At 62.9% G+C, this 20,366-nt stretch carries 22 protein-coding genes and 1 pseudogene; 9 read left to right on the top strand and 14 right to left on the bottom strand.

The window, feature by feature from the left end; genetic code table 11:
* Positions 1 to 152: 152 nt before the first annotated feature.
* Positions 153 to 1,040, bottom strand: coding sequence for a LysR substrate-binding domain-containing protein (locus AAFN84_RS19090; protein ID WP_347516258.1), 888 nt, complete (start codon positions 1,038 to 1,040; stop codon positions 153 to 155).
* Positions 1,041 to 1,136: 96 nt separating this feature from the next.
* On the opposite strand from AAFN84_RS19090, the gene AAFN84_RS19085 reads away from it, so the two are divergent.
* Both AAFN84_RS19085 and AAFN84_RS19080 read left to right on the top strand, forming a co-directional pair.
* Complete coding sequence (locus AAFN84_RS19085; protein WP_347516257.1) at positions 1,137 to 1,859, top strand: SDR family oxidoreductase; 723 nt, start codon at positions 1,137 to 1,139, stop codon at positions 1,857 to 1,859.
* A 35-nt stretch (positions 1,860 to 1,894) separates the two neighbouring features.
* The gene (locus AAFN84_RS19080; protein ID WP_347516256.1) at positions 1,895 to 2,206 is read left to right on the top strand and encodes an Atu4866 domain-containing protein; all 312 of its coding nucleotides are present in this window, start codon (positions 1,895 to 1,897) and stop codon (positions 2,204 to 2,206) included.
* Positions 2,207 to 2,295: 89 nt separating this feature from the next.
* Here the strand turns inward: AAFN84_RS19080 and AAFN84_RS19075 are convergent.
* Positions 2,296 to 2,439: pseudogene (locus AAFN84_RS19075) on the bottom strand (IS630 family transposase); the annotation flags it as partial.
* Positions 2,440 to 2,526: 87 nt separating this feature from the next.
* On the opposite strand from AAFN84_RS19075, the gene AAFN84_RS19070 reads away from it, so the two are divergent.
* Positions 2,527 to 3,735, top strand: a complete 1,209-nt coding sequence (locus tag AAFN84_RS19070; RefSeq protein WP_347516255.1) for an aminotransferase class V-fold PLP-dependent enzyme — start codon at positions 2,527 to 2,529, stop codon at positions 3,733 to 3,735.
* Positions 3,736 to 3,781: 46 nt separating this feature from the next.
* Here AAFN84_RS19070 and AAFN84_RS19065 read toward each other — a convergent pair whose 3' ends face one another.
* Both AAFN84_RS19065 and AAFN84_RS19060 read right to left on the bottom strand, forming a co-directional pair.
* Positions 3,782 to 4,960 carry an amidohydrolase gene (locus tag AAFN84_RS19065; protein WP_347516631.1) on the bottom strand — a complete coding sequence of 393 codons (1,179 nt, stop codon included), beginning with the start codon at positions 4,958 to 4,960 and terminating at the stop codon, positions 3,782 to 3,784.
* A 520-nt stretch (positions 4,961 to 5,480) separates the two neighbouring features.
* Entirely contained in the window at positions 5,481 to 6,290 is an 810-nt protein-coding gene (locus tag AAFN84_RS19060) for a GntR family transcriptional regulator (RefSeq protein ID WP_347516254.1), read from the bottom strand.
* On the opposite strand from AAFN84_RS19060, the gene AAFN84_RS19055 reads away from it, so the two are divergent.
* From AAFN84_RS19055 to AAFN84_RS19030, 6 genes are all read left to right on the top strand, one after another.
* Positions 6,285 to 6,869, top strand: coding sequence for an amino acid synthesis family protein (locus AAFN84_RS19055; protein ID WP_347516253.1), 585 nt, complete (start codon positions 6,285 to 6,287; stop codon positions 6,867 to 6,869). The two genes, AAFN84_RS19060 and AAFN84_RS19055, sit on opposite strands and share 6 nt — an antisense overlap.
* 59 nt (positions 6,870 to 6,928) lie before the next feature.
* The gene (locus tag AAFN84_RS19050; RefSeq protein WP_347516252.1) at positions 6,929 to 7,897 is read left to right on the top strand and encodes a tripartite tricarboxylate transporter substrate binding protein; all 969 of its coding nucleotides are present in this window, start codon (positions 6,929 to 6,931) and stop codon (positions 7,895 to 7,897) included.
* A 75-nt stretch (positions 7,898 to 7,972) separates the two neighbouring features.
* A complete protein-coding gene (locus AAFN84_RS19045) occupies positions 7,973 to 8,398 on the top strand; it encodes a carboxymuconolactone decarboxylase family protein (protein ID WP_347516251.1) in 426 nt (141 codons plus the stop codon).
* Position 8,399: 1 nt separating this feature from the next.
* A complete protein-coding gene (locus AAFN84_RS19040) occupies positions 8,400 to 9,188 on the top strand; it encodes an alpha/beta hydrolase (RefSeq protein WP_347516250.1) in 789 nt (262 codons plus the stop codon).
* Between the two features lie 58 nt (positions 9,189 to 9,246).
* Positions 9,247 to 9,705, top strand: a complete 459-nt coding sequence (locus AAFN84_RS19035) for a tripartite tricarboxylate transporter TctB family protein (RefSeq protein WP_347516249.1) — start codon at positions 9,247 to 9,249, stop codon at positions 9,703 to 9,705.
* Positions 9,705 to 11,204 carry a tripartite tricarboxylate transporter permease gene (locus AAFN84_RS19030; RefSeq protein ID WP_347516248.1) on the top strand — a complete coding sequence of 500 codons (1,500 nt, stop codon included), beginning with the start codon at positions 9,705 to 9,707 and terminating at the stop codon, positions 11,202 to 11,204. The genes AAFN84_RS19035 and AAFN84_RS19030 overlap by 1 nt, the downstream gene beginning before the upstream one ends.
* A gap of 178 nt (positions 11,205 to 11,382) precedes the next feature.
* On the opposite strand, the gene AAFN84_RS19025 is transcribed toward AAFN84_RS19030, so the two are convergent.
* Genes AAFN84_RS19025 through AAFN84_RS18980 form a run of 10 tightly spaced genes read right to left on the bottom strand, consistent with a single transcriptional unit; the run spans position 11,383 to position 20,360 of the window.
* Entirely contained in the window at positions 11,383 to 12,243 is an 861-nt protein-coding gene (locus AAFN84_RS19025) for a MaoC family dehydratase N-terminal domain-containing protein (RefSeq protein WP_347516247.1), read from the bottom strand.
* 28 nt (positions 12,244 to 12,271) lie between these two features.
* Positions 12,272 to 13,435, bottom strand: coding sequence for an acyl-CoA dehydrogenase family protein (locus AAFN84_RS19020; RefSeq protein WP_347516246.1), 1,164 nt, complete (start codon positions 13,433 to 13,435; stop codon positions 12,272 to 12,274).
* A gap of 51 nt (positions 13,436 to 13,486) precedes the next feature.
* The gene (locus AAFN84_RS19015; RefSeq protein ID WP_347516245.1) at positions 13,487 to 14,260 is read right to left on the bottom strand and encodes an enoyl-CoA hydratase-related protein; all 774 of its coding nucleotides are present in this window, start codon (positions 14,258 to 14,260) and stop codon (positions 13,487 to 13,489) included.
* A gap of 26 nt (positions 14,261 to 14,286) precedes the next feature.
* A complete protein-coding gene (locus AAFN84_RS19010; RefSeq protein ID WP_347516244.1) occupies positions 14,287 to 15,315 on the bottom strand; it encodes an alcohol dehydrogenase catalytic domain-containing protein in 1,029 nt (342 codons plus the stop codon).
* A complete protein-coding gene (locus AAFN84_RS19005; RefSeq protein ID WP_347516243.1) occupies positions 15,312 to 15,785 on the bottom strand; it encodes a MaoC/PaaZ C-terminal domain-containing protein in 474 nt (157 codons plus the stop codon). The genes AAFN84_RS19010 and AAFN84_RS19005 overlap by 4 nt, the downstream gene beginning before the upstream one ends.
* Positions 15,782 to 16,273: a MaoC family dehydratase N-terminal domain-containing protein gene (locus AAFN84_RS19000; protein ID WP_347516242.1), complete on the bottom strand. Its 492-nt coding sequence runs from the start codon at positions 16,271 to 16,273 to the stop codon at positions 15,782 to 15,784. Before AAFN84_RS19000 ends, AAFN84_RS19005 begins: the two co-directional genes overlap by 4 nt.
* Positions 16,273 to 17,217, bottom strand: a complete 945-nt coding sequence (locus tag AAFN84_RS18995) for a Rid family hydrolase (RefSeq protein ID WP_347516241.1) — start codon at positions 17,215 to 17,217, stop codon at positions 16,273 to 16,275. Before AAFN84_RS18995 ends, AAFN84_RS19000 begins: the two co-directional genes overlap by 1 nt.
* Before the next feature lie 2 nt (positions 17,218 to 17,219).
* Positions 17,220 to 18,035 carry an enoyl-CoA hydratase/isomerase family protein gene (locus tag AAFN84_RS18990; protein WP_347516240.1) on the bottom strand — a complete coding sequence of 272 codons (816 nt, stop codon included), beginning with the start codon at positions 18,033 to 18,035 and terminating at the stop codon, positions 17,220 to 17,222.
* Positions 18,032 to 19,177 (bottom strand): acyl-CoA dehydrogenase, encoded by a 1,146-nt coding sequence (locus AAFN84_RS18985; protein ID WP_347516239.1) that lies wholly within the window; start codon positions 19,175 to 19,177, stop codon positions 18,032 to 18,034. The genes AAFN84_RS18990 and AAFN84_RS18985 overlap by 4 nt, the downstream gene beginning before the upstream one ends.
* Positions 19,178 to 19,187: 10 nt before the next feature.
* Complete coding sequence (locus tag AAFN84_RS18980) at positions 19,188 to 20,360, bottom strand: acyl-CoA dehydrogenase family protein (RefSeq protein WP_347516238.1); 1,173 nt, start codon at positions 20,358 to 20,360, stop codon at positions 19,188 to 19,190.
* Between the last annotated feature and the right edge of the window lie 6 nt (positions 20,361 to 20,366).

The raw sequence follows: 20,366 nt of genomic DNA, 5'->3' as shown, positions 1-20,366 counted from the left end.
CACGCGCTCGACAACGCTGGCGGGCGGCGACTGCCACTGCAGTTTCAGCTTCGGGCTGGCGGAAAATGCGAGATCGGAAGACGAGGACGGCGGCGGCACATGACGGCGTAGCGTTCCGGTTCCAGCGCCACATGCGGCGTTCATCGATGCGCTTATTTCCAGTTCCTGACATGTTCGATCAAGGCGCGCAGCTTAGGCGCCATGTTGCGGCGCTGCGGGAAGTATAGAAAGAAACCGGGAAACGGCGGCAGGAACTCGCCCAGCAATGGCACGAGTTCGCCCCTTTCCACATAGGGCCGAAAGGTCTCTTCCGGCGCGAAGGTGATGCCGCCTCCCGCAAGCGCGGTGCGCAGCATCAGGCGCAGGTCGTTGGTCGTGATCTGCGGCTCGACGGCCACGTCGAAGGGAACCCCGTTCTCCTCGAATTCCCAGCGATATGGCGCGACGTTCGGTGCCGGGCGCCAGCCGATGCATTTGTGCGCGACCAGTTCGCGCGGATGCGCGGGCGCTCCATGGGCTGCAAGATAGGAGGGTGCCGCAGCGGCCATTTCGCGCTGGTTGCCGGTCAGTGGAACGGCGATCATGTCCTGCTCGATGACATCTCCAAGCCTGACGCCGGCGTCATAGCCGGCCGCCACGATATCGAACTCGCCATCCGTGACCGTGACATCGATCGTCACCTCGGGGTACGACGCGGCGAATGCGGCGAGAAGCGGCCCTGACAGGAACCGCTCGGCGATCGACGTGACGGCAATCCGCAGCAGACCGCGCGGCGTGTTCTCCGACGACACCGCCTCGAGCGCAGCTTCGATGTCTGACATCGGCCTGGACAGCGCCTCGCGCAGCCGTTCGCCCGCTTCCGTCAGATGCACGGACCGCGTCGTGCGCATCACCAGTGTCGTGGCGAATTCGTCCTCCAACCGCCGGATGCCCTGGCTGACGGCAGAACGGGTTACGCCGAGACGATCGGCTGCGGAGCGGAAATTGTGCTCTTCGGCAACGGCGAGAAACAGCGGCAGGAGGTTGAGATCGAGTTTCATTGTCCAGCCAGGCTTAACATTCAGTCGAGCAAGCGACGGATACCGGCACCACTGGCGATTGTCCATATTCGCTGCGAACTGAAGAGGAGAATGGACATGGACAAGATCATCCTGATCACCGGAGCCTCCAGCGGGATTGGCGAAGGCATAGCCAGAGAACTCGGCGCAGCGGGTGCGAAGCTATTGCTGGGCGCCCGTCGGCTGGATCGCGTCGAAGCGATTGCGGCAGACATCCGTGACGAGGGCGGCATCGCCGAGGCCCGGAGCCTGGACGTCACGGATCGCCGGTCGATGGCAGCTTTCGCTCAAGCCGCGATCGATACGTGGGGCCGGATCGACGTCCTCGTGAACAATGCGGGCGTGATGCCTCTCTCGCCACTTGCCGCCGGCAAGCAGGACGAGTGGGATCACATGGTCGACGTCAACATCAAGGGCGTGCTCTGGGGCATCGGTGCCGTGCTGCCGTCGATGGAAGCGCAGGGCAGCGGACAGATCATCAACATGGGCTCCATTGGTGCGCTCTCAGTCGTGCCAACGGCCGCCGTGTACTGCGCCACCAAGTTCGCGGTCCGGGCGATCTCGGACGGGCTGCGCCAGGAAAGTCCCAACATCCGCGTCACCTGCGTCAATCCCGGCGTCGTGGAAAGCGAACTCGCCTCCACCATCACTCATGCGCAGACCATGGCGGCAATGGATGCCTATCGCGCGATCGCACTGCGGCCGGCGGATATCGCCCGCGCGATACGCCATGTGATCGAGGCGCCGAGTGAGGTGGACACGAGCGAGATCACCATCCGGCCAACGGCGTCGAGCAACTGAGGCCGGACGACCTGCAACGAGAGAGGAGACCAATCATGAAGCGCATATTTGCAGCCGCGATCACCGCAACACTTCTAATGCAACCCCTTGCAGCCGAGGAAACAGAAATGGAAGCCAATCACCCCTATGTCGGCATGTGGGTTACGTCGGATGGGCGCATCCGTCATGAACTCTTGCCCAACGGGCGTTATGTGGAAGCCCGCGGCTCCCGGGAACGAGCCTATGAGGGCCGCTACGAGGTGACGGGAACCCATATCGAGTATTGGGACGATACCGGCTTCACCGCGGATGGAGACTTCATCGACGACGTCCTCCACCACGCCGGCATGATCCTGCATCGCCAGTGATGCAGAGCCCCAGGCCGTGCCTTCCTGGTCCAGCGACCGAGACCAGCTTGCCAGAAGTACCGTCTGCAAGCGGCGTCATCACCGCCTGCACCGTCGAACACGCATGGCGCCGTGAGCCAGTCGCAGCGCAACGCGCCGATGAAAGTCAGCGTGCACCAGTGACGGTGCGGGGCGAACCCGCGCCGCCGCTTGCTCTCCCGCTCCCGGCCGCACAGGGGTGCCATGTTTGGTCTTGATCCACGTCTACGCGAGCACAGGCAGGGCTTGACCTACCGCCAAAGGCCACGATACCGCTGAGGTCCCACCTGGACTTCATCATCATGACAAACACTGGCCGTCACTACCTTGCAATTCCCGGCCCGTCCGTCGTGCCGGATCGCGTTCTCAATGCGATGCACCGCGCGTCGCCGGACATCTATTCCGGCGAGCTGCATGAGATCATGCCCGGCATCTACGAAGACCTGAAAAAGCTCGCGCGCACGAAGCACTACGTGGCAATCTATATCGCCAACGGGCATGGCGCCTGGGAAGCGGCGAACACGAACCTGTTCAGTCCCGGCGATCACGCGCTCGCTCTGGTCACGGGCAGGTTCGGCGAAGGCTGGGCGCAGTCGGTCGAGGCCCTCGGGGTCACTGTGCAGCGCCTCGATTTCGGCAAGCAGTCCCCGGTCGATCCGGAAGCGGTGGCCGCAACGCTTGCCGCCGATACGGATGGCAGGATCAAGGTCGTGCTGATGTCGCATGTCGACACGACAACCTCGGTGCGCAACGACGTGGCTGCGGTCCGCGCCGCTTTGGACCGGGCAGGTCATCCCGCCCTCCTCGCGGTCGACTGCATCGCGTCTTTGGGGTGCGACGTGTTCGAGATGGACCAATGGGGCGTCGACGTGATGGTCAGCGCCAGCCAGAAGGGAATGATGACGCCGCCGGGTCTGGGCTTCGTATGGATGAACGAAAAGGCCCGGCAGGCGAGCCTCGGCTCGCGCTGGCGGACCCCCTACTGGGACTGGCTGCCGCGCATCGATCCCAGCCGCTTCTACCAGCTGTTCGGCGGTACCGCCCCGACGCATCATCTGTTCGGCCTGCGCGCCGCGCTGGACATGCTGGTGCGCGAAGAAGGCGTCGAGGCAGCATGGCGCCGCCATGAGCGTCTGGCGCGCACCGTATGGACTGCGTTCGACGCCTGGGGTGAAGGCGAAGACGGCCAGCCGACCGGTATCGGCCTTAACGTCGCTGCCCCTTCCAGCCGGTCGCATGCCGTCACCACCGTGAAGTTCGTATCCCCACACGCCACCGAATTGCGCAACTGGACCCAGGCTCATGCGGGCGTCACCCTGGGGGTCGGGCTCGGCATGGCCCCTGAAGGCGATTTCGGGGCGGACGGCTATCTTCGCATCGCGCATATGGGACATGTGAACACGCATATGACGCTCGGCGTCCTTGGCGCGATCGAGGCCGGCATGAGCGCCCTGAACATCCCGCACGGCAGCAGCGCGCTGGCGCGCGCCGCGGCCGTTCTCGCATCCTGAGGAAAGCGCTGGCCACGACGGCCAGGGCTTGCCCGCGATCCGTCCCTCAAGGACGTTCCAGACAAGCAGCGAGCGTTTCCGAGAAAATACGAATGCCGACAGGGATCAGTTCATCGCGGAAGTCGTACTCAGGCGTATGGACGCGCGGCCAGTCGGGGCCGGACCCGAGGAAGAGCATCGCGGCCTTGGCGCCGCTGAGCCCGAATTGCCCGAAATCCTCCGAACCCACGGAGGGCACCTTCTGGTCCAGCCGTTTCACGCCGGCCCGCTTCATGCCGCTCGACAGGATGCCTGTCGCCTCCTCATCGTTGACCGAGGCGGAGAACACGTCGTCGTAGCTGAACTCGAGCGACAGGGTGTGACGGCCCGCCGTTTCGGCGAGCAGGCCCTCGACGCGCGCGACAAGCTTTTCCATGTCATCGTCGTAGACCGTGCGCAGCGTGGCCATGATCTTCGCCTCGCCCGGCGCAACGCCGAAGGATTCGGCGCCCATGGACGCGTGCGTCACCGTGACCATGGTGAAGCCAGGCCCAAGCGGCTTGCCACTGCCGCAGGCAAGCAGCGCGGGCATCAGTTCCGAGATGGCCAGCATCGGCGAGCGGCCATCGGCGGGCCGCGACGCATGCGCCGTGCTGCCCGTCAGCCGTATGCGGATGCCGCGCGAGGCGCAGTTGACCGGCCCGACGCCGAGCCTGGCAGAGCCAAACTCCACTTCGGGCGCGTTGTGCAGCGAGAACGCCCAGTCCGGCTTGATTTCCGGGTAGCGGGGATCGGCCACGACGGCGACGGCACCCGCTCCGTTTTCCTCCGCCGGCTGGAACATCAGCACCACCCGCCCACTCGTGGGGCGCGACCGCGAAAGAATGCGCGCCAACCCGAGAAGGATCGTGGAATGACCATCATGACCGCACAGATGCGCCTTGCCAGGTACGGTCGAGCGATGCTCCGCCGCGCCGAGTTCCTGGATCGGCAGCGCATCAAGTTCTGACCGGAACAGGACCGTCGGCCCCGGCGCGCCGCTGTCGTAGATTGCCGCGACGCCATGGCCGCCCACTTCGGTCAGCACCCTGTCGGGTCGCGTCGGAGCCAGCATCTCGCAGACACGCCGCGCCGTCTCCTTTTCTTCTCCGGAGAGCTCGGGATAGCGATGCAGATCCTGCCGGAAAGCCGTCAGTTCACGCAGATCGTCTTCGGTCGGCAAGGGAAAGATCGGTTCGTTTTTCATCACGCAGCAGCTCGACAGTTGGCTGTTGAAGAACAGCGGCCCCATCGCCGGCAGGCGCGACGGTCCGGCATAACGGATCCCATCGCCCGACGGCGGTTCCACCTTGATGCATCCGCACCGCAGTCGCGCAGATACTGGGTCGCGGACGGCCCCGTCAGGACCGAAGGCAAGGCCGATGACCCTTACCCCAGAAAGCAGGCCCATCACAGCCTCTCTTGGATGGTGCGCCCATTCATCAGAATTCGATCACCAGATCTGGCGGTCGGCCAGAGGCTGCCTGCCGGTGACGCAATGCTTGCGCCGGTCGTATGCTCCAGAGGTTGGGTACGAAACGGACGACCCAGCGGCTTTCCTGACCAGTTCCACGCTGAGGCAGAGGCATGGGCGCAGTGCGCAAACGAACGAATTCTCCGCCGCGCCGTGACCGCATTCCACGAACGGAGCAGCGTCCGTTCCAGGTCAACAGACGTTCTGCATCGACGCCTGAAGAAATTCAGGGCTCAGGCGGGTGGCGTTCAAGTCACTTCGGCTTGGAGGCGATCGCGCCCAGGGCGGTCGCCGCTGCGTTCTCCAGATGTTGCTGGCAAAGCGCCGCGGCACCTTGTGGATCCCTTTTCTCAATCCTCTCGGTCATCGCTCGGATTTCGGCGATCGACTGCTCGGCGCGCTCGGGGCGGGATAGAGACGTGATGCGCAATTGCGAGACGCGGATGTGGATCACACGCAGCATCTGCGAGATGACTTCGTTTCCGGACCCTTCCAGCAAGACGCTGTAGAACTCGCTCTTTGCGGCAATCATCTTTTGCGGGTTTCTGCCAGCATAAGCCTCTTCCAGCAACCTCACCGCCTGTTGCAACTGTGATCTCTGCTCGTCGCTGGCGCGTTCAGTGAAAAGCTTGGTGGCTAGGACCTCCAAGGCGATCCGCGCTTCGTAGATGGATCGAGCCTGCTCGATGCTCAGGAGCGCAACAATCGGGCCACGATTCGGAAGCATCGATATGAGGCCTTCGCTCTCGAGCTCGCGCAGGGCCTCCCTTACCGACGTCCGCGACACGCCCATCGACTCGCATAGTTCTCGCTCGATCAGCCTGTCGCCGGCATGGAACTCGCCCACGGAAATTGCCTGCCTCAGCCTTGTCGCGACCATTTCCCGGAGCCGAGGCGCCGACTCGATCTTCATGGACAGGTTCAAGTTCAGGCCCTTCCGAAACGGGTGGTGGTGGTCTCTCCTACGAGAAACGCACGTCGAGTTCAACTTGACATGATGGTATTCTTGTATGACAAGAAGACAATGTGTGTCACGTGGGTGAGGGGACTGCTTTTGTTGCAAGCTGAAATCCGCAAGGTCGTGGTCTACGAGGAAACCTTGCATCGCGAGGGTGGCCAGGCATCCTCTCCGCGTCTCCGTCTCATTTCGTCGGCGATCGTCATGGCGAACCCATGGAAGGGCTATTCTGCCGACCTCCGCACTCTTGCCCGCGCCTTGGCTCCATCTGTCAGCGCACTTCTGATCGAGGCCACGCTGGCGCGTGTCGGAAAGGCGGAACACGTCGAAGCAATCGGCAAGGCCGCTGTCGTCGGCACCTCAGGGGAGGTCGAGCACGCCGCAGCAATGATCCACACGCTTTGGTTCGGAAACGCGGTGCGGGATGCGTTCGAGGGCACGTCGTTCCTTCCGTTCACCAACAAGCGCGGTGGCCCCGGCTGCAGCATCACCATCCCGCTCAAGCACAAGATCAGGGAGCAAGAAGGTTCGCGCGGTCATTTTCTGACAAGCGAATTCAGCATTCCGGATGCACCCGCTCCCGAAGAGATGGTCGTGGCGATTTCAGTTGCGACCGGACCTCGGCCAAATCACCGCATCGGCGACAGGTACCAGGATATGGAAGACCTTTCGGCACACGCGTGAAGCGTTGCGCTCATGCCCGACAAGCATCCGTTCGATAGACAACCCACAAGGAAATGGCGATGTTTAAGAATTTTCTCTCAGGAGCCCTCGTTGCGGTCGTTGCGACATGGTCGCAAGTTGCCGTGGCACAGGACTATCCCTCGGATACGGTCTCCATCGTGGTACCGTTCGGGCCGGGAGGCGGCACCGATTTCATCGCTCGTGCATTTGCCGACAAGTTCGCACAGAATCTCGGTGGCACCGTGGTCGTGGACAACCGCGCCGGCGCGGGAACTACAGTCGGCACAGCCTATGTAGCAAACTCGGCACCGGATGGGCACACCATCCTGATGAACGGCAGCACGCTTACCTTTCACCCGGCGCTCTTCAAATCCTTGCCCTACGATCTCGAGAGCGACATCAAGCCGATCGCGTTCGTCTCGGAGCAGCCATATGTGCTCCTGGTGAACAACGATTTCCCTGCCGACACGTTGGATGAGTTCGTCGATCTTGCAAAGGCGTCGCCGGGCACGATCCCTTATGCGAGCGCAGGCGTGGGTAGCGCCATGCATCTGTCTGCCGAACTGCTGTGGCGCGAACTGGGCGTGGAGATGCTTCACATTCCCTATCCGGGCACCGGCGCCGCGATGAACGATCTGCTGGCGGGCGAGGTCAAGGCGATCTACACGACCGCCACCGGTGCTGCCGAAATGCTCAATGCGGGAACCGTCAAGGCTTTGGGGATCAGCAGTGCCGAACGATCGGACGCCCTGCCGGATCTCCCGACGATCGCAGAGCTTTCCTTGCCCAATTATTCGCACACAAGCTGGATCGCCCTTTTCGTGCCGGCTGCCACGCCGGACGACGTCGTGGCAAAGATCTCCGAAGCGACGCTCAAGACCCTCGATGATCCGCAGTTGCAGGAGCAGTTCGCCACGCAGGGGCTGAGCGTTCGCAGGGGCACCCCAGCGGAAGCACAGGCGTTCTTCCTTTCCGAGATCGAGCGCTGGACCGAGATCATTCGTGCCGCCGGTGTCGAGGCCCAATAGACATAGTCTATCACAGTATCAACGGCGGGCGCCGAAGGGGTCCCGCCGTCTATAGGCGGAGAGATGGAAACGCGAATGACAGAAAAACTCCAGAACAAGCTCTTTGACCAAGGCCTGGCAATACGCCGCGATGTGCTGGGCGAAGACTATGTGGACGCATCCCTGGCGCAGGCCAACGAGTTCATGATGGCGTTCCAGGAGGTCACCACCGAGTGGTGCTGGGGTTATACTTGGTCGCGGCCCGGCTTGAGCCGCAAGACCCGAAGCATGCTCAACCTGGCGATGCTGACAGCCCTGAATCGGCCAAAGGAGCTTGCACTGCATGCGCGGGGAGCCTTGACCAACGGTGTATCAAAGGAGGAGATCAAGGAAATTCTCCTGCATGCCACCGTCTATTGCGGCATTCCCGCAGGCCTAGACGCATTCAAGGTTGCAAATGGCGTGATTGAGGAAATCGAGAGAGACGCCGTTGGCGCATCAACAGTCCAAGGCAATGAGTGAGATGGATCGCTTTGCAGATCTGGACGGATTGAAAATCCGTTATCGCGTTGAAGGCGACGGCGACTGGCTCGTCCTGGTCCACGGCGTTGGCGGCTCCCTTCACCAGTGGGATCGTTTTGTCACGCTATTGGGAGGACGGTATAGAACGTTGCGGTTCGACCAGCGTGGGCACGGCCAATCTGACAAGCCCCGTGGGCCATATCACATAGATGATCTCGCCGGCGATCTCCGCAAACTTCTCGATACGCTCGGAATTGAGTCTTGCCATCTCGCGGGTGCCTCGCTCGGCGCGTTGGTGGCGCAGGGCTTCGCGCTCGCGGACCCGCAAAGACTGTCGAGCCTCGTGCTGCTCGCCGGGATCGCGGGACGTACGGAGCAGGAGAAGAAGCTGGTCCTCGACCGACTCGCGATCGTGCAGGGCGGAATCCCGGGCCAGCATTTCAGCAATTCCGTGGAGCGATGGTTCACCGACGATTTCCGTCGTCTCTATCCCGAGATCATTGAGGGCTATGCGGCGCGCAATCAGGCCAATGATTCGGCCGCCTACGCGGCGGCCTACGCGGTATTGGCCAAGACCGACTTTGCCGAGCGCCTTCGTGAGATCCAGATCCCGACACTCATCGTGACAGGCGAAGAAGACAAGGGCTCGAACCCACGCATGGCTGCGTTCATGCACAGCCAGATCGAGGGATCGCAACTCGTGATCCTACCAAAGCTGCGGCATTCTCTCCTGATCGAGGCTCCCGGACAGGTACTCGATCACGTCGAACGGTTCCTGGATCGATACTAGCTCCATCATCGGCGATTGGCCGATCGGCAGGTCGCAGCCAAATTGCGGAGGGCAATGCATGAACTTGACGAGAATTGCAGCAAGTCGCGATGCCGTAGGCGGTGCTGCCCTCTTGGTGATCGGCATCTGCGTCGCGATCTATGCGTTGATGCACTATGAACTGGGAAGCCTGAACCGGATGGGGCCAGGTATGGTTCCGGTGCTGCTCGGCGCTCTCCTGGCAATTTTGGGCGGTGTCCTGGTCGGCTCCTCGTTTCGAAACAACCCCGGATTTATCGATTTTGACCTTCGTGCCCTCTTCGCAATCACTATGGGCGCGGTCGCGTTTGCGCTGTTGCTGGAGACGTTCGGACTCGCGCCGGCAGTCGTCTGCACGAGCCTGGCCACGACGATTTTCGAAACGCGGCTGACCTGGCGCGCCCGCCTATGCCTGGCCGCGGCTTTGGCGGCCATAGCCGTGGCGCTCTTCCCGCTAGCGCTGGGCATGCATATCAGCATAGCACGGTGGCCCCTTTAATGGATCTTCTCGCCAATATCGAAGCCGGTTTGCTCACTGCCATCGCGGGCTACAATCTATTCTACTGCTTTCTCGGCGTCTTTCTGGGCATGCTGATCGGCGTGGTTCCGGGAATTGGCGCGCTCGCCGCCATTTCCATGCTTTTCCCCATCACCTATCACCTCGAGCCGACATCCGCGCTCATCATGCTCGCCGGCATTTTCTACGGGACCGCCTACGGCGGGTCGACCGCGGCAATCCTGCTGAATGTTCCCGGTACGCCATCCAGCGCCATCGTATGCCTCGACGGCTATCCGATGGCCAAGCAGGGACGTGCCGGCGTCGCGCTGTTCATGACCACCTTGTCGTCCTTCGTCGCGGGCAGCATCGGCATTGTCTTGATGATGATCTTTTCGCCCCTGATCGTTAATGCGGCGCGCCATTTCAACTCTGCCGAATACTTCTCGCTGATGATCCTCGGCCTGATTGCCGCGTCGACCATTTCGTCCGGGTCGACGCTCAAGGCCATTTCGATGGTCGTTCTCGGCATATTGTTCGGCACTGTCGGCATGGACATGTACACTGGTGTTCCGCGTTTCAATTTTGGCACGCTCGATTTGATGGACGGCCTCAGCCTTGTCGCGTTCGCAATGGGCCTGTTCGGCATGGCGGAGGTGATATCGAGCATAGGGATTGTCCAGCCCGGCGAAGTACGGAAAGTGTCGTGGCGCTCAATGTTGCCGACCCGCTCCGACGTGAGCAGGTCGATCCTGCCCACGTTGCGCGGCACAGCGATCGGTTCTTTCTTCGGGACCCTTCCAGGCACCGGCGCCACGATCGCGTCATTCATGTCCTATGCGCTGGAGAAACGCGTCGCGAAAGACCCTTCCCGGTTTGGCCAGGGTGCGATCGAGGGTGTGGTCGCGCCCGAGGCCGCCAACAACGCCGCGGATCAGACGGCTTTCATCCCGACTATGACGCTTGGTATTCCTGGAAGCGCGACGATGGCGCTTCTGCTTGGCGTTCTCATCGTGCACGGCATTTCGCCAGGGCCGCTCGTCATGGTGCAGCATCCCGAGATGTTCTGGGGCTTGGTGATGAGTTTCTGGATCGGCAACGTGATGCTGGTGGTTCTGAACATCCCGCTCATCGGCATATGGGTCCGCCTGCTACAGGTCCCCTACCACTACCTTTATCCCGCGATCACGATGTTCATCCTGATCGGCGTCTACAGTGTCAACCGCAGCATATTCGACGTCTGGATCGTGCTGTTCTTCGGTCTGACCGGCTACGCCATACGCGTCCTCGGGTTTCCTGCCGCCCCGCTCCTCCTGGGCTTCGTGCTCGGACCGCTACTGGAAGAACATTTCCGCCGCGCAATGCTGTTGTCGCAAGGCGACCTGATGACCTTCGTCGAGCGTCCTGTCAGCGGCGTCATCATGGCGATCACGTTCTTGATCCTCATCTGGAGCGTGAGACAGGCACGATCGAAGGACAGGGAAGGCTCGTTGAGCTCATGACCGGTTGGGCTGCAAACCTGTCTTGGAATCGGCCATCTCACCTTGGTGATCCGCCCTGTCCTCATGGTCCGTTCGGAACTTTGGCCGTTGCACAAGGCGGCGCATCGTAAGCGTTTCGCCTGCGAAGGGGGCATCGCCGTTGACGCGCACGGACGCCGCTTCACCGACATGCGAATTCTCAGGACCAGGCAGCATCCGCCCGCATCGCAAACGGGCCGTTCTCGCGCGTCGTCCACAAGCTCATGCCCTGCGCCGTATCGGTGGCATGGAGGACGATCGGGTCCGAGTCGAAGAGCGGAGACTCGCTGCGGAAGGAGAACTGCGCTGGCGCCTTGCCGCGCAGTTCGGTCGCGAGCTGGAGCAGCATTGTGGCCTGCATCGGCCCGTGGACGACCAGCCCGGGATAGCCTTCGACCTGCGTCGCATACGTGCGGTCGTAATGGATGAGATGCCCGTTGAAGGTCATCGCGGAGTACCGGAACAGCAGGGCCGCAGTCGGTTCGACCCGCCTTTGGCGCTCGCCTTCCGGCGCCGGGTCGACGGGGCTCGGCGGCTGGGAGGGGGCAGCCGCATCCGGCTCGCGATAGACGATGACCTGCCGCTCCTCGATGCGTCGGTCGCCGCCAATCAGCACATCGTGCTCGACGGTGACGAAGCAAAGGGTGCCGCTGCGCCCTTCCTTGACGGCGACGTCCGCAATCCTTGAAACCCGACTTACGCTGTCACCGACGCGCAGATCACCATGAAAGACCAGCTTGCCCGCTGCCCACATGCGGCGCGGCAGGGGCACGGGCGGCAGAAAGCCGCCGCGTGCGGGGTGACCATCGGCGCCAAGCGACGCGGTCGGCGCGGATGGCTGCCCGAGGCAGAAGTGGATCAGTTGCGGCGCCACGTCGCCGACGCGCACCTCACCCGGCTGGTTGAACGTCGCGCGGAACTTGCGCACGAGATCGACCGTCAGCAGGTCGTCTACGGTATCCTGCCTGCCGATCCACGATCGCAGATGGGCGACATCGAGCGGGGCGGAAACTTCGGTCATAGTGCTGTCTCCACGCGTTCGGACGGTTTCAAAACGACCTCGGAAGGTCGAGCACGTGCTCGGCCACATAGGACAGGATCAGGTTGGTGGAGATCGGCGCCACCTGGTAGAGCCGCGTCTCGCGAAACTTGCGCTCGATGTCGTATTCGCAGGCGAAGCCGAAACCGCCGTGAAACTGCAGACACGCATTGGCAGCTTCCCACGAAGCCTTGGCCGCAAGGTACTTCGCCATGTTCGCCTGCGTGCCGCATGGTTCATTTGCGTCGAAGCGGCGGCACGCCTCGTAGCGCATGAGGTTTGCGGCCTCGATCTCGATGAAACTCTCGGCAATGGGAAACTGCACGCCCTGGTTCTGTCCGATGGGCCGGCCGAACACCACGCGCTCTTTCGTATAGGCCGTCACCTTGTCGATGAACCAGTAGCCGTCGCCGATGCACTCCGCCGCGATCAGTGTCCGCTCGGCGTTCAGCCCGGTGAGGATATACTTGAACCCCTGCCCTTCCTCGCCGATCAGGTTCTCCGCCGGTATCTCGAGATTGTCGAAGAAGAGCTCGTTGGTCTCATGGTTGACCATGTTGAGGATCGGCTTGACGTCGAGCCCCTTGCCGATCGCCTCCTTGAGGTCGACGATGAAGATCGACATGCCTTCCGACCTCTTCTTCACCTGGTCGAGCGGCGTGGTGCGGGCCAGCAGGATCATCAGGTCCGAATGCTGGACGCGGCTGATCCACACCTTCTGCCCATTGATGACGTAGCGGTCGCCCTTGCGAACGGCGGTGGTCTTGATCTTCGTCGTGTCGGTGCCGGTGGTGGGCTCCGTGACACCCATCGACTGGAGCCGCAGTTCGCCTGTGGCGATACGCGGAAGGTAGCGCTGTCGCTGCTCCTCCGAACCATGGCGCACCAGCGTGTTCATGTTGTACATCTGGCCATGGCACGCGCCGGAATTGCCGCCGGCCCGGTTGATCTCCTCCATGATGACGGAGGCTTCCGTCAGCCCGAGGCCGGACCCGCCATAATCCTCCGGGATCAGCGCGGCCATCCAGCCGGCCTTCGTCAACGCGTCGACGAACGCCTCCGGATAGCCCCGCGCCTCGTCGATCTTGCGATGATATTCCGCTGGAAACTCCGCGCAGAGCGCCCGAACGGCTTCGCGAATATCGTCATGGGCCGCACCGGCAGTCGTCTGCATTGGGTCACTCCGTGGTCAAGTATCAATCGTGCTCGGGCACCCAGTGCAAAGCTACCGGCCCTTCCAGACGGGCTTGCGCTTTTCGAGAAAGGCCCGCGCCCCCTCATGCCTGTCCTCGGAAAGGTAGGGGTTGGGGCCGACGTCGAGCCGCAGGGCAGCCGCCCGAGGCAATCCCTCGCTCTTGCGCGCCATTTCCTTCATGCGCTGGACGCTCAGCGGCGCATTGCCCGCTATGGTCCGCGCCATCTCCATCGCTTCATCAAGGACCTCTTCAGCCGCGACGACCTTGTTGACAAGCCCCCAGTGCCGCGCCTCATCGGCATCGATCAGTCGCCCCGTAAACATCATTTCCAACGCAATGGCGGAAGGAATCGCGCGCGGCAGCACGACGCTGGCATAGGCAGCCCCCATCCCGACCTTCGCCTCGGTCAGGCCAATCTTTGCGCCCTGTGCCGCGATGCAGATGTCGCTGGCGAGCATCAGTTCGAGGCCGCCGCCTATGGCGGCACCGTTGACCGCTGCGATGACCGGCTTGCCGGTATCCGCGATCACCTCGAACAGCAGCGGTGCGGCAGCATGCATGGGACCCAGATCGCGTCGTCCCGATGCCGCCGGCCCTTCCTTCAGGTCGGCGCCGGCACAGAACGCCTTGTCGCCAGCACCAGCCAGAACAACGACCCAGATCGCCGGATCGGCGCGCACATCGAGGAACGCCTCGATCAGCTTTTCACGCAGCGTCCGCGACAGCGCATTGCGCCGCTCGGGACGGTTGAGCGTCAAAATCCGGATTGCGCCTTCGGTCTCGATGATGAGTTCGTGGTCCAATCCCGCTTTCTCCACGTCGGCCAAGACTACGGCACCAGCACGATGCGGCCGGCGACCGCATTCGCCTCGACCATGCGGTGTGCCGCGGCGGCTTCGGCGAGCGGCATCGTACGGTCGACCAGCGGCCTGACCTTGCCGTCCGCGACGAGCCGCAGCGCATTGCGCAACTGCCGACGCGACGTGCTCACCGCGCTCCTGAGCTCGAGGCCCCGTCGATAGATGCCGGCGATCGTCAGTTCGACCTTGGTGTCTGTGACGTCGCCGACGAGCACGATGCGACCGCCAAACGTGACTGACTTGCGAACCTCGTTGAAGATGGCGCCTCCAACCGTGTCCACCACGATGTCCACCCCCTCGCCTTGTGTTGCGGCGCGGACACCGGCCGAGAACTTTCCATCCTCCGCGACGATGACGACATGAGCCCCGATCTCGCGCAGCATGGCTTCCTTTGCAGGCGTCCGCGTCGAAGCGATGACGTAGCCTCCTGTCGCCCGTGCAATCTGCACGGCATGGCTGCCGAGCCCCCCCATTCCCGTAATCAGGATGCGTTCGCTCGGACGCAACCCGCCAGTGTCGCAGACGGCATTGAACGCGGTGCCCACCGGGCAACCGACGATCGCGCCCTGAACATAATCGATCTCGGGCGGCAGCACGGCAAGGTTGTCGTCGTTGACGAGCACCAGCTCGGCGTATCCGCCCATCGCCTGCTGGCCCAGGAAACGCAGGTCTGCGCACAGTGTCTCGCGGTCAGTCCGGCATTTGGTGCAGCATCCGCAGACATATTCGCGTTGCGTGGAGGCGACACGGTCGCCAATGGCGAACCCGCGCGCCTCCGGCCCCAGCCCGACGACGTCCCCGGCGATCTCATGGCCAAGGACAAGCGGGTCGTGCAGCCCGCGCCTGCCGGCGGTTCGGCTGACGAGGACGTCGCGCCGGCAGACGCCGCAGGCCCGCACGCGCACGAGCACCTGCCTCTTCGTGGGAACCGGATCGGGCAGGTCGACGGCGAACAGGCCGTCCGGACCCGTCGGCTCGCGTGAAATGATCGCTCTCATTGTGCCTCGTCGCGTTGCATCGCCGCTGATGGAGCGGCCTCAGGAGCGAGCTCGACCTGCGCGGTCGCGTCGCGAATGACGGATGTACCGTCTGCCTTGGTGACAGCCATGACAACGTGGATGACCGGCTTGCCGCCATCCATGGACTTGCGGCGTACCTGGCCCGTCACGATAATGGTTTCGTCCGCGAACACCGTTGCGTTCTGACGGTACTGGAGACGCCGCATGAATGCGTCCCGCCCGGCCCACGACATGACCAGGCGCGCAAGCAGGGCTCCAAACATCTGGCCGTCGGCGAACGGCGCCGGCATCCCTACGCTCTTGGCGAATTCAGCATCATAGTGGTAGCGGTGAAAATCCCATGTCGCCGCGGCATATTTCACCAGTGAGTGCAAATTCACCGTGTAGGATATGAGTGGAAGGACTTCCCCTTCCGTAACGGACTCATAGGTTTTACTGACCATAGTCATGGCTGATAGATATTCGTTTCTTTGTTGGTTGCCAGGAGTTTGCCGTCCTGGTTATGGTATGACGCGACCGACGACACGAATATCAGGGTACCCAGTTTCCGCGTCTTCCGCTCATAGATCTCGGTGATCTTCCATTTCACGGTCACGCGATCCGTCGGCAAGACAGGGTGGAAGAACTCGTAATCGTTGCTCCCGCGCATGAAGCGGCCGTTGTTGATCGGCAGATCCCAGTGGTGGCCGATATAGCCGTTGCTGTCCTCGGTCTCTCCGGCGAACTGGTTCGTTTCACAAATCAGCGTCGGTGGCGCAACGATCCCGCCATAGCGGCTCTCGGCTGCATAGTCCGCATCCCGATAGAGCGGGTTGTCATCGTCGATGGCGAGGGCGAAGTAGCGGATCGACGCGCGACCGAGTTCCTCGCGCGCCGTATAGGTCGCCTCCCGCCCGATCCACGAGAGGAGCTCCGGATTGGAAGTCGCTTTGATCATCAGTCGTTGATCCTCGCTATGGCCTCGATGGCAATGAGGCAGCCAGGCTCGGGAAACCCCTTGCAGATCACCCCGGTCGCGGCCGGGTAGGGCGCGGCGAAGGTGTCACGGCGCACCGTTGCGGTGTCGCGATAGTCGGACAGGCCCTGTGGCGCGATGAACTCGGTCGTCTTGATGACGCCACCCATGCTTGCACCCGCCGTGTCGAGCTGTGCCTCGATCCGCGAAAGGGCATCCCGGCACTGCCCCACGATGCCCTCGATTGAAGGGTCGCCCATCGCGCCGACATGAATGATCCGGCTGTCCGCCCGCTTCGCCAAGGTCGCCTCGATCTGCAATCCCGATGACCCGTTCGGCAGGCTCGGACACACGACCGTTATGGATTGACGGCCGTTGACCGGCGGCACCTTATCGGTCAGGAACTGCGCGAAACGCAGCACGCTGCCTTCGTCGCTGCCACGGGACGCAAGTTCTCCGGCGAAAGCCTCCTCCGCTGCCTGCGCGCTGCTGGCGATGATGGAAGGAAGGGTTTCCTGACCGGCGTCGGTGGTGATCGCGGCGTCCATCTCCACGAGAGCATGATCGCGCAGAAGCCGCTCGACGATGATGGTGGAAACGACCACGTCGCCCAGGACCGTACGCTGGTAGGCGTCGAGAAACGTCAAGTCGGCAATCGCGTCCGACCTGACGTAGCGCACGAGGCGCGTCAGGTCCCGCAGGGACCGTCCGGCCGGAACGAGTGCCGCTTCCATCTTCTCGAAAATGACCGCGGCCTGGGTGACGAGGCCACCCTGGACCACCATCGCCTTGGTCTCGGGATCGTGGCGAACGGCTGTACTGCCGGACAGCCAGACCCCCTCGGGCGTCTCGATACCCAGCGAGAACGTGAACCTGCGGTAGTCGAAGAACGGATAGTCGTCGGGTTCCAGTGGCTTGAGCTGCACGTCTATCGTCCCACCCAGACCGGCTTGCGGCGTTCTGCATAGGCACGCACGGCCTCGCGGTGATCCTCGGTGGCGCCGACGAAATCCTGCGCGCGCGCAGTGAAGCGCGACGCCTCCTCGACGGATTGCGTCAAGGACTCGCCAAGCGTCAGTTTGAACGCCTGCACCGTCAGCGGGGGGCAGTTCTCGACGATCTCCATGGCGATCTCGCGCGCCTTGGCCATGAGCTGATCCGGCTCCACCACGTGATTGACGAAACCGATCTCGTGCGCCTGTTCAGCGCTCAGCGAGCGGCCCGTCACGCCCCATTCGAACGCGCGTGCGTAGCCGACGATCTGCTGCATGTAGAAGACGCTGCCGTCGTCGGGGACGATCCCGCGCTTGACGAATACCCAGCCGAAGCGCGACGCCGTCGACGCGATGCGAATGTCGCAGCCCACGGCAAGGCCGACGCCCGAGCCGACGGCCGGACCGTTGATCGCCCCGATGACCGGCTTCGACATCGTCCGCAGGCTGGTCACCACATGCTTGATGTCGGCTTCGGACGGAAACAGCACCTCACGGACGGAGGGGTTCGGCGGCTCCAGCACCTTGCCTGTCGAGATGATCCTGTTGATGTTGCCGCCAGAGCAGAATATCCGGCCGGTGGCTGTCAGGATCATCACGCGGGCGGAAGGATCGTTTTCGATCCGCTCCATCTCGGCGATGAGTTCGGCATTCATCGTCCAGTTGACCGCGTTCTTCGCGTCCGGATCGTTGATCGTCACGGTGACAATGCCGTGCTCATCCTGGTCGACAAGAATGAATTCGTAACTCATGCGAGCATTCCTCTGAAACGCGACGGGTCGCTGGCGAGCATCGCGCCAAGCACCCGCTTGTGATGCATCGTGTCGCCATAGGCCGCCTGGGCCGCGATGGCGCGGTGGTAATAGAGTTCGAGCGGGTAATCGCGATAGAACGCGACGGCGCCATGAACCTGATGCGCGATGCGGGTCGCGGCAGTCATGGACGCGCTTGCCTTGGCTTTAGCGAAGGAAACTGCCCGCTGCGCATCGGCAGCGTTGTCGATCGCCGCACATGCACTTCTGGCCAGAAGACGCGTGATCGATATATCCCTGTAGATCTCCGCGCAGTGGTGCTGGACAGCCTGGAAACTGCCTATCGCCACGCCGAACTGCTTGCGGCCCTTGGCGTATTCAACCGTAAGATCCAGCGCCGCCTGGCCGATGCCGACGAGTTCGCACGCCTTGAGCGCCGCGCCTCGCTGCCCCAGTCGCTCCAGCGCTCCCGAGATGTCGTTGCCGCGAACGACCGCGTCTTCGGCGATCGAAACACTGTCGAGCTCGACGGCCCACAACGCCTCGCCGCCCGCCGCCGGCATTCTCTCGAGGCGGACACCGGCGCTCTGCGCATCGACGATGGCAAGGACCGTGCCGCCGCCCTGCGCAGTCGCGGAACAGATGATCGCATCCGCCGATCCTGCATCGCGGACGAAGCGCTTGGCTCCGTTCAGCACATGCCCATTGCCGCTGGCATGGAGGGTCGTGCGGGCGATTGCGGTATCGTAGTTTCGCTGCGTCTCGAGATAGGCAACCGTAAGGGTCTTGTCTCCCTGGGCGACGTGCGGCAGCCATTTGTCCTGCACCCCCTCGGGGGCGCAATCGGCAAGCAGCATTCCGGCCTCGACGATGCTTGAAAAGAGCGGGCTGGCGAGCGCGTTCGCGCCCATCGCCTCCACGATCAGGCCCAGTTCGAGCATGCTCAGCTCTGAGCCGCCGTGACGGGAAGACAGCGGAGCGCCTGCAAGGCCGAGTTCGGCCATCTGCGTCCAGACGTCCTTGTCGTAGGACGCTTCTCCCGCCTCCAGCCGACGCGACCGCGCGGCATCCGATACATCGCGAGCGAAGGCTGCGGCGGTCTCCTGAAGCATGCGCTGTTCGTCGGTGAGCGTGATATCCATGGCGCTTCTCCTAGCGAGGCAATCCGAGGCCACGGATCGCAACGATGTTGCGCGTGATGTCGAAACCGCCGGCGGCAAACTGGAAATAGAGGTGGTCGCGATATTCGAGCTCGATGTCGCCGCCGAGGAGAGCGTGTTCCGAGCCCGCTCGAAGCGGTGACGAAAGACCGAGCATGTCGAGGCCGAACGCGTCGAGGCTGCGCGCCGTCTCGCGCTTTGCCAGCACCGCGACCGACGTCTCGTGCTGGGGCGACAGGCCGCGCACGTGCATTGAGGCGACCTCGTATGCGATGAGGCGTGCGCCTTCGGCCTCTATCGCGAGGTCAGCCAGCCTGTCGCGGACTACAGGATCGTCGATCGGTCTTTCGCCGTCGGTCTCGACCGACGCGAAATCGAGCAGGCGATCGATCTGCATCGAGACCAGGCCGGGGCTGGCGAGTGCCGCCCTCTCATGATCGATCGCGCCCATGACGACCTTCCAACCCTGGCCCCGTTCGCCGACCAGCATCGAACGAGGAACCCGAACCGCGTCGAAATAGACCGAATGGTGAGTCCACCCGGCGAGCGTCTCCTGCGTCGTTACGTGGACGCCCGGTAGCGACATGTCGACGATGAACATCGATATGCCCTGGTGCTTGCTGGTTCCAACGTCGGTACGCGCCGCGACCCAGCCATAATCGGCCATATGCGCGTCGCTTGAAAACGCCTTCTGGCCGGTGATGACGAAATCGTCGCCATCTTCTACCGCGACGCATTTCAGGGCCGCGAGGTCGGAACCGGCCTCCGGTTCGCTGTAACCGACGAACCAGGACAGTTCGCCCTTGACGATCCTCGGCAGGAACTCGGCCTTCTGCGCCGGTGATCCGAACGACATGATCGCGTTGGGGATGTACGTCACCGAGCGGTCGATACCTGGCGCCCGATGATACTCCATCTCGTCCCAGAGGATCATCTGATAGAGCTTGCTGGCGCCGCCACCGCCATATTCCTTGGGCCAGCCCATGCCGATATAGCCAGCGTCACCGAGCTTGCGGCGGAAGGACTTGGTGAAGCTCGCCGTCCACATTCCCTGTTCGGAATGGTCGCGATGCTCCCTGATGACATCCGCGGTGAGCTCGCGACGAAGGAAATCCCTGACCTCGTCGCGGAAGGCCACCTCGTCTTCGGAAAATCGGAAATCCATGGGTTA

Origin of the sequence: Mesorhizobium sp. CAU 1741 (assembly GCF_039839275.1) — a bacterium.
Classification (GTDB): Bacteria; Pseudomonadota; Alphaproteobacteria; order Rhizobiales; family Rhizobiaceae; genus Aerobium.
Note: the sequence above shows the minus strand (reverse complement) of the source record. Positions and strands in the feature narration are given on the sequence as shown.

Bases quoted from the DNA above. Each gene is read 5' to 3' on its own strand.
- AAFN84_RS19025 (WP_347516247.1), bottom strand. From the start codon at position 12,243: ATGACCGAAGTTTCCGCCCCGCTCGATGTCGCCCATCTGCGATCGTGG.
- AAFN84_RS19020 (WP_347516246.1), bottom strand. From the start codon at position 13,435: ATGCAGACGACTGCCGGTGCGGCCCATGACGATATTCGCGAAGCCGTT.
- AAFN84_RS18985 (WP_347516239.1), bottom strand. From the start codon at position 19,177: ATGGATATCACGCTCACCGACGAACAGCGCATGCTTCAGGAGACCGCC.
- AAFN84_RS19085 (WP_347516257.1), top strand. From the start codon at position 1,137: ATGGACAAGATCATCCTGATCACCGGAGCCTCCAGCGGGATTGGCGAA.
- AAFN84_RS19030 (WP_347516248.1), top strand. From the start codon at position 9,705: ATGGATCTTCTCGCCAATATCGAAGCCGGTTTGCTCACTGCCATCGCG.
- AAFN84_RS19000 (WP_347516242.1), bottom strand. From the start codon at position 16,273: ATGATCAAAGCGACTTCCAATCCGGAGCTCCTCTCGTGGATCGGGCGG.
- AAFN84_RS19080 (WP_347516256.1), top strand. From the start codon at position 1,895: ATGAAGCGCATATTTGCAGCCGCGATCACCGCAACACTTCTAATGCAA.
- AAFN84_RS19005 (WP_347516243.1), bottom strand. From the start codon at position 15,785: ATGACTATGGTCAGTAAAACCTATGAGTCCGTTACGGAAGGGGAAGTC.
- AAFN84_RS19035 (WP_347516249.1), top strand. From the start codon at position 9,247: ATGAACTTGACGAGAATTGCAGCAAGTCGCGATGCCGTAGGCGGTGCT.
- AAFN84_RS19010 (WP_347516244.1), bottom strand. From the start codon at position 15,315: ATGAGAGCGATCATTTCACGCGAGCCGACGGGTCCGGACGGCCTGTTC.
- AAFN84_RS19040 (WP_347516250.1), top strand. From the start codon at position 8,400: ATGGATCGCTTTGCAGATCTGGACGGATTGAAAATCCGTTATCGCGTT.
- AAFN84_RS19090 (WP_347516258.1), bottom strand. From the start codon at position 1,040: ATGAAACTCGATCTCAACCTCCTGCCGCTGTTTCTCGCCGTTGCCGAA.
- AAFN84_RS19045 (WP_347516251.1), top strand. From the start codon at position 7,973: ATGACAGAAAAACTCCAGAACAAGCTCTTTGACCAAGGCCTGGCAATA.
- AAFN84_RS18980 (WP_347516238.1), bottom strand. From the start codon at position 20,360: ATGGATTTCCGATTTTCCGAAGACGAGGTGGCCTTCCGCGACGAGGTC.
- AAFN84_RS18990 (WP_347516240.1), bottom strand. From the start codon at position 18,035: ATGAGTTACGAATTCATTCTTGTCGACCAGGATGAGCACGGCATTGTC.
- AAFN84_RS19050 (WP_347516252.1), top strand. From the start codon at position 6,929: ATGTTTAAGAATTTTCTCTCAGGAGCCCTCGTTGCGGTCGTTGCGACA.
- AAFN84_RS19070 (WP_347516255.1), top strand. From the start codon at position 2,527: ATGACAAACACTGGCCGTCACTACCTTGCAATTCCCGGCCCGTCCGTC.
- AAFN84_RS19065 (WP_347516631.1), bottom strand. From the start codon at position 4,960: ATGAAAAACGAACCGATCTTTCCCTTGCCGACCGAAGACGATCTGCGT.